Raw genomic sequence first — 14149 nt, 5'->3', positions numbered from 1 at the left:
GGGCGGGGAGCGGGCGCCCGACTCCGGGGCGCGGGGGAATCGGTTGCCTCTTCACCTTTCTGTGTGGGGAAGTCCACAAAGCGGTCTAAGGATCTTTTCGGGCTGCGACCCTGCTCTGAACAGGTGGGACGGCCGCGCCCCGGAGGGCATGCGGCAGCCCGCCGCCCCCTTTCGCGGTTTTCGGCATCTGCTGTTGTCGCCGTTTTCACCGTCCACTGTTCATCCGCGCTCGGCACCACCCGTCCTCGGGAGATATCGACGCACGACCCGGGAAGCAGACGAGGTCCGTGACCGCTCTGGCTCGCTGGTGTCTCAGGCGCCGCATCGTGGTGCTCCTGCTCTGGCTCGCCGCCTTCGCGGGGGTCGCCGTGGCCGCGGGGGTGACGGGGTCCGCGTACTCGAACAACTACGAGGTGCCGGGGACCGAATCCAGCCAGGCCTCCGCCCTCCTGGCCAAGGCGTTCCCCGGGAGCTCCGGGGACAGCGACACGATCGTGTGGCACACGGACTCCGGGACGGTGCGGTCCGCCGGGGTCACCAAGACGATGACGCACACGCTGGAGAAGGTCGCCGGTCTGCCCGGCGTCTCCGAAGTGCGCAGCCCCTACGACGGGTCCCAGGCGGGCGCCTCCCACGGGCAGGGCGGGCGGCAGATCAGCAAGGACGGGCACACCGCCTATGCCTCGGTGGTCTTCGACCGGCCCACCGACGAACTGGACGCGGCCCAGGTCCGCAAGGTCGTCGACACCGCGCAGCGCGCGTCCGGCCACGGCCTCCAGGTCGAACTGGGCGGCGCCGGGATCGCGCTGACCGAGGCGCCGCGCGCCCAGCTGCCGGAAATCATCGGGCTGTGCGCCGCGGCCGTGGTGCTCTTCCTCGCCTTCGGGTCGCTCGCCGCGACCTTCCTGCCGATCCTCACCGCGGTGGCCGCCGTCGGCACCGCCTCGGCCGGCATCTCGCTGCTCAGCCACGCGATGACCGTCGCCGACTTCGCGCCGATGCTCGGGATGCTGATCGGCCTCGGCGTCGGCATCGACTATGCGCTGTTCATCGTCACCCGGCACCGCAAGGGTCTGCGGGCGGGCCTGTCCGTCGACGAGGCCGCCACCCGTGCCGCCGCCTCCTCCGGGCGCGCGGTCGTCTTCGCCGGGGCGACCGTCTGCATCGCGCTGCTGGGCATGCTGATCCTGCGGCTGAGCTTCCTCAACGGCGTCGCCCTCGCCGCCTCGCTCACCGTCGTGCTGACCGTGGCCGCCTCCGTCACCCTGCTGCCGGCGTTGCTCGGGCTGATCGGGATGCGGGCACTGAGCGGCCGCGAGCGCCGGCAGCTGGCCGAGCACGGCCCGCGTCGCGGGCGGCCCACCGGCTTCGCCGCCCGCTGGTCCGGCTTCGTCGAGCGGCACCCCAAACTGCTGGGCCTGACCGCCGCCGTCGTCATGCTGGTTCTGGCACTGCCGGCCTTCAGCCTCCATCTGGGCACCTCCGACCAGGGCAACAACCCGGCCACGTCCACCACCCGCAAGGCGTACGACCTGCTCGCGGGCGGCGGGCCGGGCGCGGAACGGGGGAGCGGCTTCGGGCCCGGATTCAACGGGCCGCTGACGCTGGTCGGCACCATGGACGGCGCCAAGGACCGGATCGCCTTCGACAAACTGCCGCACCGGCTGCGGGAGGTGCCCGGCGTCGCCCAGGTCAGCGGCCCGGAGTTCGACGGCGGCCGCAGCACCGGCGTGATCACCGTCGTACCGGACAGCGCGCCGCAGTCCCGGCAGACCTCCGCCCTGGTGGCCCGGCTGCGTGGCGAGGTGCTGCCCGCGGCCGAGCGCGCGACCACGCTGGATGTGCGGGTCGGCGGCATCACCGCGGGTTACGACGACTTCGCCGGGATCATCGTCGGCAAGCTGCCGCTCTTCATCGGCATGGTCATCGCCCTGGGCTCGGTCCTGCTGCTGTTCGCCTTCCGCAGCATCGGCGTGCCGTTGAAGGCCGCGCTGATGAACATCGCCGCGGTCGCCTCGTCCTTCGGGATCGTCGTCGCGGTCTTCCAGTGGGGCTGGGGCAGCGAGCTGCTGGGGCTGGGCAGCGCCGGGCCCGTCGAACCGTTCCTGCCGGTCATCATGGTGTCGGTGCTCTTCGGGCTGTCCATGGACTACCAGGTGTTCCTGGTCTCCCGGATGTACGAGGAGTGGCAGCTGACGGGCGACAACCGGCGGGCCGTACGGGTCGGCCTCACGGAGACCAGCCGGGTGATCAACTCGGCGGCGGTCATCATGATCGCGGTGTTCGCGGCCTTCATCCTCAGCGGCGACCGGACCATCGCGATGTTCGGCATCGGCCTGGCCTCTGCCGTCGCCCTGGACGCCTTCGTGCTCCGTACGCTCCTGGTGCCCGCCTTGATGCACATGCTGGGCGGCGCCAACTGGTGGCTGCCGTCCTGGCTCGGCCGGTGGCTGCCCCGGATCAGCATCGAGCCGCCGCCGGAGCAGCCGGGGGCCGGTGCCACGGCGCCGCCCGGCCCGCGGGACGGCGAGAAGCCGCTGGTGGAGGCCTGAACCAGGGGTGCCGGCCGCCCCGGAGCGGCCGGCCCGGACGGCGCGTCGCCGCCCCTCGGCCGCCCGCCGGAGCCGTTCTCATCCGACTCTCAGACACGGCACCTACGGTCGCGCCCATGGGAACGACCAGGACGACCGAAAAGCGAACCGACGAGACGACCGTGCCGGCACAGACCGCCACGGAGAGCGACGCGGCGACGGACACTGCTGCGATCCCGGAGACCACCGAGGCGGAGGCGGCCGGCAAGGCCGCCGCCAAGGCGGACGAACAGGCCGATGACAACGCCGCCCTCGCCGAGCAGGACGAGGCGAGCGAGCGCGATGCCGATGCGGCCGAGGACAGCGCGGACGGGGCGGGCACTCCCGCACGGACCGTCGGCGGGGTCGCCGCCGGTGCCGGTGCCGTGGTCGCCGCGGGGCTCGGCCTCGCCTCCGTGACCGGCACCTGGCTGGGCACGCTGATGGCCGAGCGGCAGACCCTGATGGGTCAGATCGGCCTCCAGACCGGCAAGACCAGGGACCAGATCGCCGCCGTCTACGGCACCCCGTGGCACACGACCGCGCTGGTCAACGGCGTCTTCGCGCTGCTCGCCGTGATCGCCGCCGTAGTGGTGCTCACCGGCCGGCGCGCCACCTGGGTGCGGGCCGTGGCCTGGGGCGGGCTGGCGCTCGGCGTCCTGGGGATCCTGATCTCCGCGGGCATGTACCTCGACCTGTTCGCGAGCATGCCCGTCGTCCCGAAGGGCGCCGGAGGCGGCGGTGGCCCGGCGGCGCCGTAAGGAGCCGTGCCCGCGACGAGCCGCCCGCGAAAGACCCACCGGTCCAGCCGGTGGGTCTTTGTCGTTCCGGGATGGGGTGGACGCGGCGGGCGCGGCGGGCGCGATGGACGAGGTGGACGCGGTGGATACGGCGGACATTCCCAAGTCGATTGTGGCCCGCACACTCACCGATCTAACATGAACAACTACCCTGCGTAGGCGACTGGTTGACCATCGAGGTGAGATCCGCGAACCCTTCCATCGAACCACCGTCCTTCCCCGACGATGCCGGTGCCGACTACTTCATCCGCGAGTACCGCACCGCCGTGAACCCCGCCCGGCGGGACCTCCTGGAGAACAAGCCGCCGCTGCTCGTCCTGAGCCCGCCATCGGCCGGCCCGGACGCCCGCACCCGCCGGGTGCTGGAGGCGCTGCGCTGGGCCCTGGGCCCCGAGCACAAGCGGGTCCCCCATGTCGTGCTGCACGCCGAGGAGGACGTGCCTCTCCTGAGCCTGCAGGCGGGAGCCGGGCTCGACTTCGACGTGCCCCGGAACTCGGCACCGGACCGGTTCCCCAACTTCTGGCTGATGGCGGACGTCGTCGCCCACATACAGGAAAGCGGGCCGGGCAGCAGCGGCCTCGGGGCACGGAAGTTACGTGACCACGTCTACCGTCAGCGGGCCGAACGGGGCGGGCTGCCCGGCTTCCTGTGGCACCTGGGCGGCACGGACACCGCACCGATCGGCGGTGTACGCGGCTTCTTCGTGGGGCTCGTATGGCACTCGCTGACCCGGACGCTGCCCCGTTGGGCCTGGGCGCGGCGGCAGAACCGACGGCTCGTCAGATCCAAGCGGAGCGGCTGGCTCGGCCGCCATCTCAATGCGACCGCCGGCGGGGCGCCGGTGTTCGAGCTCCTCGACCAGGTAGGGGCCCGGCAGGCCCCCCGGCTGCATCTGGAACCCAGCCACCCCCGGCACAAGGAGGGGCTCGCCGCCCTCGAACTCCTTTTGCTGCGCGCCCTGCTGGAGGATCTGCACAAGCCCGCCGTGGGGCGCTTCCTGCCCAAGCGCCGCCGCCGGGTGTCACGCCCCGTCCTGCTGGTGGAGATTCCGCCGGAGGGTGCCCCGGGAGCTGATGCGGCCGAGCGCTTCCTGCGCTCGTTCCACACGCTGCAAGCCGGCCTCGACGGGCCGGGCCCGCTCGTGATCGCGGTGGGCAGGCCCTCCGCAGCCCTGCAGACGGACCTGGGCGCCGAACGCACCAACCTCCGCCGGGCCAGCACCTTGCTCCACTCCAGCAACCCGCGGCCGCTCATCGTGCCGCTGGAGGACGAGCCCTTCGGACGGCCGGGACTGCAGATTCCCCCGGTGCAGCCGCGGAAGTTCCGGATGGGCTGGCGCGCGGTGACCGCAGTGGAACTGGCGGTGCTGGCTGCGGCCCTGGTGGGCGGGGCGACGGCCCCGACGCTCTGGGAATCGACGCGGGACCCCCGTTGCGTCGGTGGGGACCGCCCGTTCGCGGGTGCGGGGAAGAGCACGATCAGCGAGGTCAAGCCGAGGGACTGGTACGACGAGGCGCTGGAACGGATCAGGAAGCAGAACCAGGTTGCGGAGAACTACGCCAAGAGCCGGACGGTGCGCACCGTTGTCCTCTTCGAGTCGAGCCTGCCGAAGGACACAGACGACTTCATTTTCGACGGGTCCATCCCCGAATTGCGCGGCATCGCCATGTGGCAGGACTGGCTGAACAAAGACGCCCGTTCCAACCACTCCCGGGTCATGCTGCGGGTGGACGTGCGGCGGATCGAACCCGGCTTCACGAACGCGGACGCCGTCGCGGATGAGGTCATCAAGGAAGTCGGCCAGGAGGACAAGGCCGCCGCCGACAAGCGGATCGTCGGCGCCCTGGGCTTCGGGCAGAGCACGAAGCAGACACAGGCCGCCGTGGCACGGCTGGGCAGGGCCGGGATCACGATGCCGATGGTCGGCACGACCGCGACGGCGGATGAGATGCAAGGCGACAGCTACTGGCCCTTCACCCCGGTGAACAGCCGGGAGTCGAAGATCGCGGCCGACTTCGCCGGGCAGTCCAACATCGTGGAGCACGCAGCGCAGACGACGTCGCGGTCCGCGAAATGCGTCCCCGCAGAGAAGGCGCTGATCGTGCAGACCCCCGGCGATCTCTACAGCCAGGGCCTCGCCGAAGGGTTCCGTCAGTCCTTCAAGGGAGAAGCGCAGAGGATCTACTTCACCCAGGACCCGCAGCCCATCGAAAAAACGCCCGCGGGCAGCCAGAAGGCGACCACGCCGGACCGGCTGGTCGGCCAGGTCTGCCAGTTCCTGAAGGAGAACCCGCGCACCGTCGTGTACTGGACCTCGCGGGCCAAGGACTTCACCGCCTTCGTCAATGCCATGGACGTCAACGGAACCTGCAACGAGAACGGTCTCACCGTGCTGGGCGGCAATGAGCTGACGAATGTGGCCCTGGCCGGTGAGTACGACGACAATTCCTGGCTCCGGCTGTACTACTCCGCGCACCGCCTGCCCGAGGGAGACTCCCGCGCCAGCGTGCAGACGAACCAGTTCATCGGCCGCTACAACCATGAGTACCCAAGGGACCCCTGGAAGCAGGACGGACACTCCGCGGTCGCCTACGACGCGTTCCATACGCTCTCCACGGCGGTGGACGCGGCCCATGTGAACGACGACGTGAAGCGGGACACCGTCGTGACGGCACTGCGCAACGGTGTGCATTTCGACGGTGCCACCGGTGCCGTCAAGTACTCCGAGGACAGCAACGAACCTCCGCTGAACAAGACGCTGGTGATCCTCAGACAGTTGGCGGCCGGGCCCCGGGCGGTGGTGGCCTGCGGGGCCTACAACCCGGCGGTGCTGAAGGAGAAACAGGGGCCGCCGTGTCCTCCCTGACCTTCACCACGGCCGGGCTCCGGAATCCCTACGGCCTCCGGACACCATGCCTAGGCATCCCCCCACGCCCTGCCTAGGCATCCCACCGTCCGTGGCCACCGGAATCTAAGGATCACACGGGCCCGAAGATCGGGAACTCTCCCGATGTGGCGGACCCCCCTTGGCGACGAGGCTGGAGCACATCGACAAACGTCGAGGCACCACCTCACCGTCGTCAGGGAGACACCATGTTCCACTCCGAGCTGGAGATCCGGGTCCGTCACGAAGAACTGCGCCGCGCGGCCGACCGGCAGCGCCTGGTGCGCGAGGCGACCGCCGGCCGCCGCGCCGCCGCCCGCTCCGGGGACGACGAACCCGAAGGGCGGGTGAGGGCCTGGGGCCGGTGGGCGCGGGTACGCCGCGCCGCCGCGTGACCGCGGGCCGCGCATGACGACCCCCGCTTCGGCCCCGCCGCCGGCCCGCGCTCCGTCCGCCCGGTCCCTGGTGCTCAGCGCACCGGGCCGGGCGTTCCGGCTGCCGAAATCCGCTGCCGGACTGTCAGACCCCTGTGCGATGCTCGGCAGCGTGGAGACCAGGTCCGTCAGTCCCGTGTTCGTCGGCCGCGCAGCCGAACTCACCGCGCTCGGCGGCGCGCTCGCCCGCATCGCGGCGTCCGGCGAGCCGCAGGCCGTGCTGATCGGCGGGGAGGCCGGGGTCGGCAAGACCCGCCTCATCGAGGAGTTCAGCGAGTCCGCCCGCGCCCAGGGGGCGCTCGTCGCGCTCGGCGGCTGCATCGAAATCGGCTCCGAGGGCCTGCCCTTCGCCCCGTTCTCCGCGATCCTGCACACCCTCAACTGGCATCTGCGTGACGAGCTGGCCGCCGCCGTCGCCGGCCAGGAGGGCGAACTCGCCCGCATCCTGCCCGAATTGGGGGAGACACCCACCGAGGCGCACGACGAGGAGATCGGCCGCGCCCGCCTCTTCGAGCTGACCGCCCGCCTCCTGGAGCGGCTCGCCGTCCACCGCACCCTGGTCCTCGTCGTCGAGGACCTCCACTGGGCCGACCGCTCCACCCGCGAACTGCTCGCCTACCTCCTGCGGGCCCTGCACGACGCCAACGTCCTCCTGGTGGCGACCTACCGCTCCGACGACATCCACCGCCGCCACCCACTGCGGCCCTTCCTCGCCGAGATCGACCGGATGCGCACGGTCCAGCGCATCGAGCTGGCCCGTTTCAACCGCGACGAGGTCCGCTCCCAGCTCGCCGGGATCAACGGCAGCGCTCCCGAAGAGGACACCGTCGACCGGGTCTTCAAGCGCTCCGAGGGCAATGCCTTCTTCGTCGAGGAGCTGGCCCGCGGCCTCGCCGACGGCGCGCTGCACGGCCTGAGCGACCCGCTGCGCGATCTGCTGCTGGTGCGCGTCGAGGCGCTCCCCGAGGACGCCCAGCGAGTGGTGCGCACGGCCGCCGAGGGCGGCTCCACGGTCGAACACGAACTCCTCTCCGCCGTCTGCCGGATGCCCGAGGACGACCTCATCGAGGCGCTGCGGGCCGCCGTCGGCAGCAACACCCTGGTCCCCACCCAGGACGGCAAGGGCTACCGCTTCCGGCACGCCCTCGCCCGCGAGGCCGTCGTCGACGATCTGCTGCCCGGTGAGCGCACCCGCCTCAACCGCCGCTACGCCCAGGCCCTGGAGGCCAACCCCGCGCTGGTCCGGGCCGACGTCTGCGCCGCCCGGCTGGCCAGCTACTGGTACAAGGCCCATGACGCCGCCAAGGCGCTGCCCGCCGTCCTCGCCGCCTCGGTCCAGGCCCGCCGCCGCCATGCCTACGCCGAGCAGCTGCGCCTGCTGGACCGTGCCCTGGAGCTGTGGGACGACGCGCCCACCGAGGTCCGCCAGGGCGTGCGCCCGGTCGACTACACCGAGGCCTATCCGGCCTGCGGCTGCGACGACGACGCCCTGCGCTTCCTCGATCTGCTCGCCGAGATCGCGGTGGCCGCCCGCCTGTCCGGCGACGCCGAGCGGGCCTTCACGATCACCAAGCGCGCCCTGCGGTGCCTGCGCGGCGAGGACGACCCCCTGCGCAGGGCATGGTTCCTGATGCAGCGCTCGCGGCTGTGCCAGTCCACCGGCCGCGGCGACGGCTGGGAGGACCTGGGCACCGCACTGGAGCTGGTCCGCGGCCTGCCGCCGTCCCCGGTACACGCCGCCGTGATGGCGCACGTCGCCAGCTGGGCGATGCTGCACGAACCGGGCCCGGGCACCTTCGCGACCGCCGAACGCGCCGTGGAACTCGCCCTGTCCGTGGGTGACGAAGAAGCGGAACTCAACTCCCGGGTGACCCTGGGGAGCCTGCGGGTGGACGCCGGAGAGGCCGAGGCCGGCCTCGCGGAGCTCCGCTCCGCCCTCGACCGTGCCGTCGACCGCGGCTACTTCAGCATCATCGGGCGGGGCCACGTCAACCTCCCGTCCGTCCTGGAAAGCATCGGCCGCTCCCGTGAGGCCGTCGAGGTCACCGAGCAGGGCGTCGCCCTCGTCACCCGCTACGGCCTCAAGGACCGGACCAGCTGGGTGCTGGGCAACCGCGCCGAATCGCTCCAGTCGCTGGGCCGCTGGCAGGAAGCGGGCCGGGCCGCCGCGGACGCCCGCCGCTTCGCCCAGAGCCCCCGGTCGCTCGCGCTGGCCGCCAACCGCCTCACCCACCTCGCCCTGGACCGCGGCGACCTCGCCGAGGCCGAACGCGAACTCGCCGTCACCCGCGAGCACTACGGCACCCACGACCCCCAGCCCCAGCACACCATCCCCCTCGCGCGGCACGCCCTGCGCATCGCCGCCCGCCAGGGCCGCCTCCTCGACGCCCGGTCCCTCTTCGAACGGGCCCTGGACGCCGGCTTCCCGCCCGGTACCCAGCGCTATGCCTGGCCGCTGTTGTGGTCGGCGACCGCCGCGGAGTCGGACGCCCGGGGCCTGCCGGCCGCCGAGGCGGGACGGGCCGCGGTCCTCGCCGGCATCCGGCAGGCCGCCAAGAAGCTGCCCCGGCTCCTGCCGGTCTGGGCGGCGTACGGCCTCGCGGTGGATGCCGAACTCCGCCGCGCCGAGGGCCGCGAGACGCCGGACGCCTGGGCCGAGGCGGTCGCCGCCTTCGAACCGCTGGAGCGCCCGCACGAGCTCGCCCGGGCCTGCTACCGCTGGGCCGAATCACTGCTGCACGCCGGCGAGCGGGCCACCGCCGGGCTACAGGGCCGCACCCCGCGCGAGGCCGCCGTCCTCCTGCTCGCCCAGGCGCACACCGCCGCCGGAACGATGGGCGCCCGCCCGCTGGGCGAGGAGATCGAACTCCTCGCCCAGCGGGCCCGTCTCCCCCTGCCGGGCCTGATACCGGCCGACGGCGCCGGAGCCGGCCGCGGCGGGGCCGAGGAGCCCGCCGCCCCCGCTCCGTCCCTCGGCCTGACGCCGCGCGAACGCGAGGTGCTCCGGCTGGTCGCCGACGGGCGCAGCAACCGCCAGATAGCCGACGCCCTGTTCATCTCCCCGAAGACCGCCAGCGTCCATGTCTCCAACATCCTCGCCAAGCTGGGCGTCTCCGGCCGCGGCGAGGCGGGCGCGGTGGCCCACCGCCTGCGCCTCTTCGGCGAACCGGCGCCGGGCCTGCCCTCGTAGGCCCGGTCGTCACCCGACGCGCCGGGACGACGCCACCTCACCCGTCCGCAGCCTCAACCGTTCCCCACCACCCCGGACCGCGCCCCTACTGCCCGTCCGGCGGATCCTGCTGCCGTCGCGGCGCCTTGACGACCACCGTCCCTGAGGAGAGGTCGATCGGGCCCTTCGAGGGGTCGGCGTTCCCCACGTCATCGACGACCAGCGACATCTTCTGCCGCTCCTCGTCGGTGTGCTTACGCCCCGGCGCGAACAGCTCTTCCACGACATTGAACATGGTGCCTGTCCCCTCTTCGGCGTGACGTGCACCCGTCCCCCTGTACCCGAGTGTAGGCAGCTCGCACGAAAAGGGGATCAGTCGTGTCAGCTCACCGTGAGGCGGAGGATCCGGTCATCGCCCTTGTGCGGCGTGCCCCGTCCGTCCGTGTTGCTGGTGACCAGCCACAACGTGCCGTCGCCCGCTGCCACCACCGTCCGCAGCCGCCCGTAGGTGCCCTGGAGAAAGGCCTGCGGGGCGGCCACCGGCCTGGTCCCGTTCAGCGGGATCCGCCACAGCCGTTCGCCGCGCAGCGAGGCCATCCAGATCGAGCCCTTGGCGTACGCGATGCCGCTGGGTGAGGCAACCGCGGGCTTCCACTCCTCGACCGGGTCCACGAACCCCGAGCCCGCCGCCGCGCCCTTGGCCTTGCCCTCGGCCTCGGGCCAGCCGTAGTTCCGGCCCGGCTCGATGAGGTTGAGCTCGTCCCAGGTGTCCTGTCCGAACTCCGAGGCCCACAGCCGGTCGTCGTCGTCCCAGGCCAGTCCCTGCACATTGCGGTGGCCGTAGTCGTACACCACCGAATCGGCCTCGGGGTTGCCGTGTACCGGCTCGCCGTCCGGCGTCATCCGCAGGATCTTGCCGGCCGGGGACTTCTTGTCCTGGGCCAGCCCCTTGTCGCCGGTCTCGCCGGTGCCGGCGTAGAGCATCCTGTCCGGGCCGAAGGCGATCCGGCCGCCGTTGTGGATCTCGCCCTTGGGAATGCCCTTGAAGAGCGTGTCGGGCGCGCCCAGCTGATTGCCCGGCGGGCGCTTCTCGTCGTAGACCATGCGGGCGATGCGGTTGTCGGAGGCGGTGGTGAAGTACGCGTACACCTGATGGTCCGCGCCGAACGACGGGGACACCGCGATCCCCAGCAGACCGCCCTCGCCGCCCGGGTCCACGCCCGGTACCGACCCCAGCTCGGTGATCTTCCCGTTCTTCGCCGAGACCCGGACGATCTTCCCGGTGTCACGGGAGCCGACCAGCAGATCCCCGCCCGGCAGCACCGCCACGCCCCACGGCGACTTCAGCCCGGTCACCAGGGTGGCGGTCACCTTCACCGAGCCCTTGGCGGGCGGCGCGGCGGACGACGGGGAGGCGCCCGGAGAGCCGGCGGCGCCGCTCTTCGCCGGGGCCGAGGACGTCCCGGTGCCGTGCGGCGCCGCGCCACCGGACGAGCAGCCCGCTGCCAGGAGCAGCGAAGCGGCGGCCAACACGGCGGTGCGGGTGCGGCGTTCCACGGCGGGTCCTCTCGTCGGCAAGGGCGTGGACAAGAACACCACATCGCACCGCGCCACGCCCGCACCCCAGGCCGTCCGGAGCCACTCCCACCTGCCGCGATCCGACGCGGCCGGGCCGGCAACGAGCGCGTGCGTCGGGGCGGGCAGCCGGCAAACGCCGTGGGCCGGGCGAGACTTGGCGCGGCGGGGCTGCCATGGCCGTCCGCTGGGTCGGGGTCTGAAGGCCCTAATACCAGGACCCGCGCGCCGGCGGCAGTACGGCGATCTCCGCCAGATCCTCGCGGGTGAGCGTCAGTGCCGCGGCCTTGGCGTTCTGCGCGGCCCAGCGCTCCTTCTTCGTGCCCGGAACCGGGACGACATGCCGCCCCTGCGCCAGCACCCACGCCAGCGCCACCTGCCCCGGCGTCGCACCGTGCCGCGCGCCGACCCGGCGCAGCCCTGCCACCACCGGCTGGTTCGCGGCCATCATCTCGGCGGTGAAGCGCGGGTGACGGGCCCTTATGTCCTCCGGCTCGAACCCCTGCCCCGGGGTGAGGGTGCCGGTCAGATAGCCGTTGCCCAGCGGCATCGCCGCCAGGAAGCCCACACCCCGCGACTCGCACCACGGCAGCAGCGCCTCCAGCGCCTCCGGCGACCACACCGACAGCTCGGCCTGCACGCTGCTGACGGGGAACACCTGCTGGATGCGCTCCAGTTGGGCCAGCGTGCCGTCGTGCATGTGGGAGCGCCGCGGCCCGCCGCCGGCCGGCCGCCGCTCCGTACGGGCCGCGCGGGCCGGCCGTACCGCCCGTGCGCCCACCGCACACAGCCCCAGCGACCGCACCTTCCCGGCCGCCACCAGCTCCGCCATCGCCCCCCAGGTCTCCTCGATGGGCACCTCGGGATCGGCCCGGTGCAGCTGGTAGAGGTCGATACGGTCGGTCTGCAGCCGCCGCAGCGAGGCGTCGCAGGCCCGCCGGACGTAGCCGGGCCGCCCGTTGGCGACGATGTGCGCTTCCCCCACCAGCAGACCGCACTTGGTCGAGACGAACGCCTCCGCCCGCCGCTCCTTGAGCACCCGCCCCACCAGCAGCTCATTGGTGAACGGGCCGTACATGTCGGCGGTGTCGAGCAGGCTGCACCCCCGGTCCAGCGCGGTGTGCACGGCCCGCAGCGAGCTGTCCAAGCTGCGCTGCGACTCGGTGTACCCCCAGCTCATCGGCATACAGCCGAGTCCGATGGCGCCCACTTCGAGGGCCGCCGCACCGATTGTCCTGCGCTCCACCTGGTTGTGCCTCCATCCCCTCGCCCCCGGTCAAGGGCCAGACCAAACTAACGTCTGAGCAGAACATCTCTTCGCATAGCCTGCGGTCATGGCAACCGCAGACCAGCGCACCGAGGCGCACGACGTATGGCTCCCGATCCCGCCCGACGGCATCGAGGGCCTCCCCGCCGGTCTCCGCTATCTCCACTGGGACGCCGGCCTCGACTACCCGGCCGATCCGGGCCGCTGCGTTTTCTATGCGGTCCCCTATATGAAGGGCGCGGAGGTGAGCCTGCGCCCGCTGTCCCGGATGAGCCGGGTGCGGGTGGTGCAGACCCTCACGGCCGGTGTCGACGAGATGCTGCCGGGGCTGTCCCGGATGCCGTCGGGGACCCAACTGTGCAACGCCCGCGGACTGCACGACGCCAGCACCGCCGAGCTCGCGCTCACGCTGATCCTCGCGGCGCTGCGCGGCGTTCCCGACTTCGTACGGAGCCAGGACGCGGGGGAGTGGCGGCCGGACGTCCGGCCGGCGCTTGCCGACAAATCGGTCCTCATTGTGGGCTATGGTTCGATCGGCAGTGCCATCGAAGACCGGCTCACACCTTTTGAGTGTGCGCGGGTGGCGCGCATCGCACGCACCGCGCGTGACACTGTGCGCGGCCCCGTGCATCCACTCTCCGACCTGTCCGCCCTCCTGCCCGACGCGGACGTCGTCGTGCTGGCGACTCCGCTCACCGAAGCGACGCGTGGCCTGGTCGGAAGCGATTTCCTGGCGCGGATGAAGGACGGCGCACTGCTGGTGAACGTCGCGCGCGGCGGGATCGTCGACACCGCGGCACTGCTCGCCGAACTCCGGTCCGGGCGGCTGCGTGCGGCGCTCGATGTCACCGATCCGGAACCCCTGCCCGCCGGGCACCCGTTGTGGCACGCTCCCGGCGTGCTCCTCACTCCACACGTCGGCGGCCCCAGCTCTGCTTTTCTGCCCCGTGCGAAGCGGCTGCTGCGTGATCAGTTGACGCTTTTCGCGGCCGGCGAGCCCCTGCGGAACGTGGTCGCCACCGCCGGCTGAAGCGGTCGCGGGTAGCGCTACGAGTCCGTAAGACTGCGGGGAGTATGCGAATTCCGCCCTCAGTCACGCTCCGTAGAGACGCTATGTCCCTGAGTGACGGAACTGGTGTATCGTCCGAGCGGGGACGACGCCGGGAGCGACACGGCGCGTGCGAAGGATCCGGGACTCGAGGGGGGCGACGGGCGATGTACGGCCGATGGACGATTCGCGAGAAGCATGATCCACGAGCGCCCGCGGGAATACTGCGAGGCCCCCAGGAGCGCCGCTCGCGCCGCCGCCCGGTACGGGTGAGCAGGAGAATCCGGTGAGCGCCCCCGGGGCGATGCTCTCCCGGCCGCCGGCACCGGCCGGCAATCCGCCGAGCGCGGTGCCGCAGATCGTCCTCGCCGTGCTCTGCGGTGGCTATGCCGTCGGCGCCG

Annotated in this window: 9 protein-coding genes; 6 read left to right on the top strand and 3 right to left on the bottom strand. The window is 72.2% G+C overall.

Annotated elements, in window-relative coordinates:
- The first annotated feature begins 287 nt into the window (after positions 1-287).
- The 5 genes from EST54_RS17235 to EST54_RS17215 all read left to right on the top strand — a co-directional run bounded on the left by EST54_RS17235 (position 288) and on the right by EST54_RS17215 (position 9879).
- Positions 288-2552: an MMPL family transporter gene (locus EST54_RS17235; RefSeq protein WP_129248523.1), complete on the top strand. Its 2265-nt coding sequence runs from the start codon at positions 288-290 to the stop codon at positions 2550-2552.
- 116 nt (positions 2553-2668) lie between these two features.
- A complete protein-coding gene (locus EST54_RS17230; protein WP_129248522.1) occupies positions 2669-3331 on the top strand; it encodes a hypothetical protein in 663 nt (220 codons plus the stop codon).
- 206 nt (positions 3332-3537) lie between these two features.
- Positions 3538-6237 carry a type 1 periplasmic-binding domain-containing protein gene (locus EST54_RS17225; protein WP_129248521.1) on the top strand — a complete coding sequence of 900 codons (2700 nt, stop codon included), beginning with the start codon at positions 3538-3540 and terminating at the stop codon, positions 6235-6237.
- A 227-nt stretch (positions 6238-6464) separates the two neighbouring features.
- The gene (locus EST54_RS17220; protein ID WP_129248520.1) at positions 6465-6650 is read left to right on the top strand and encodes a hypothetical protein; all 186 of its coding nucleotides are present in this window, start codon (positions 6465-6467) and stop codon (positions 6648-6650) included.
- 139 nt (positions 6651-6789) lie between these two features.
- Positions 6790-9879, top strand: coding sequence for a helix-turn-helix transcriptional regulator (locus tag EST54_RS17215; protein WP_129248529.1), 3090 nt, complete (start codon positions 6790-6792; stop codon positions 9877-9879).
- 85 nt (positions 9880-9964) lie between these two features.
- Here the strand turns inward: EST54_RS17215 and EST54_RS17210 are convergent, their stop codons facing one another.
- The 3 genes from EST54_RS17210 to EST54_RS17200 all read right to left on the bottom strand — a co-directional run bounded on the left by EST54_RS17210 (position 9965) and on the right by EST54_RS17200 (position 12679).
- The gene (locus EST54_RS17210) at positions 9965-10153 is read right to left on the bottom strand and encodes a DUF6191 domain-containing protein (protein WP_129248519.1); all 189 of its coding nucleotides are present in this window, start codon (positions 10151-10153) and stop codon (positions 9965-9967) included.
- A gap of 86 nt (positions 10154-10239) precedes the next feature.
- A complete protein-coding gene (locus tag EST54_RS17205; protein ID WP_129248518.1) occupies positions 10240-11415 on the bottom strand; it encodes a PQQ-dependent sugar dehydrogenase in 1176 nt (391 codons plus the stop codon).
- 226 nt (positions 11416-11641) lie between these two features.
- Positions 11642-12679 carry an aldo/keto reductase gene (locus EST54_RS17200; RefSeq protein ID WP_129248517.1) on the bottom strand — a complete coding sequence of 346 codons (1038 nt, stop codon included), beginning with the start codon at positions 12677-12679 and terminating at the stop codon, positions 11642-11644.
- 88 nt (positions 12680-12767) lie between these two features.
- On the opposite strand from EST54_RS17200, the gene EST54_RS17195 reads away from it, so the two are divergent.
- Entirely contained in the window at positions 12768-13730 is a 963-nt protein-coding gene (locus EST54_RS17195; RefSeq protein WP_129248516.1) for a 2-hydroxyacid dehydrogenase, read from the top strand.
- The last annotated feature ends 419 nt before the right edge of the window (positions 13731-14149 follow it).

Origin of the sequence: Streptomyces sioyaensis, assembly GCF_004122735.1 — a bacterium.
Classification (GTDB): Bacteria; Actinomycetota; Actinomycetes; order Streptomycetales; family Streptomycetaceae; genus Streptomyces; species Streptomyces sioyaensis.
Note: the sequence above shows the minus strand (reverse complement) of the source record. Positions and strands in the feature narration are given on the sequence as shown.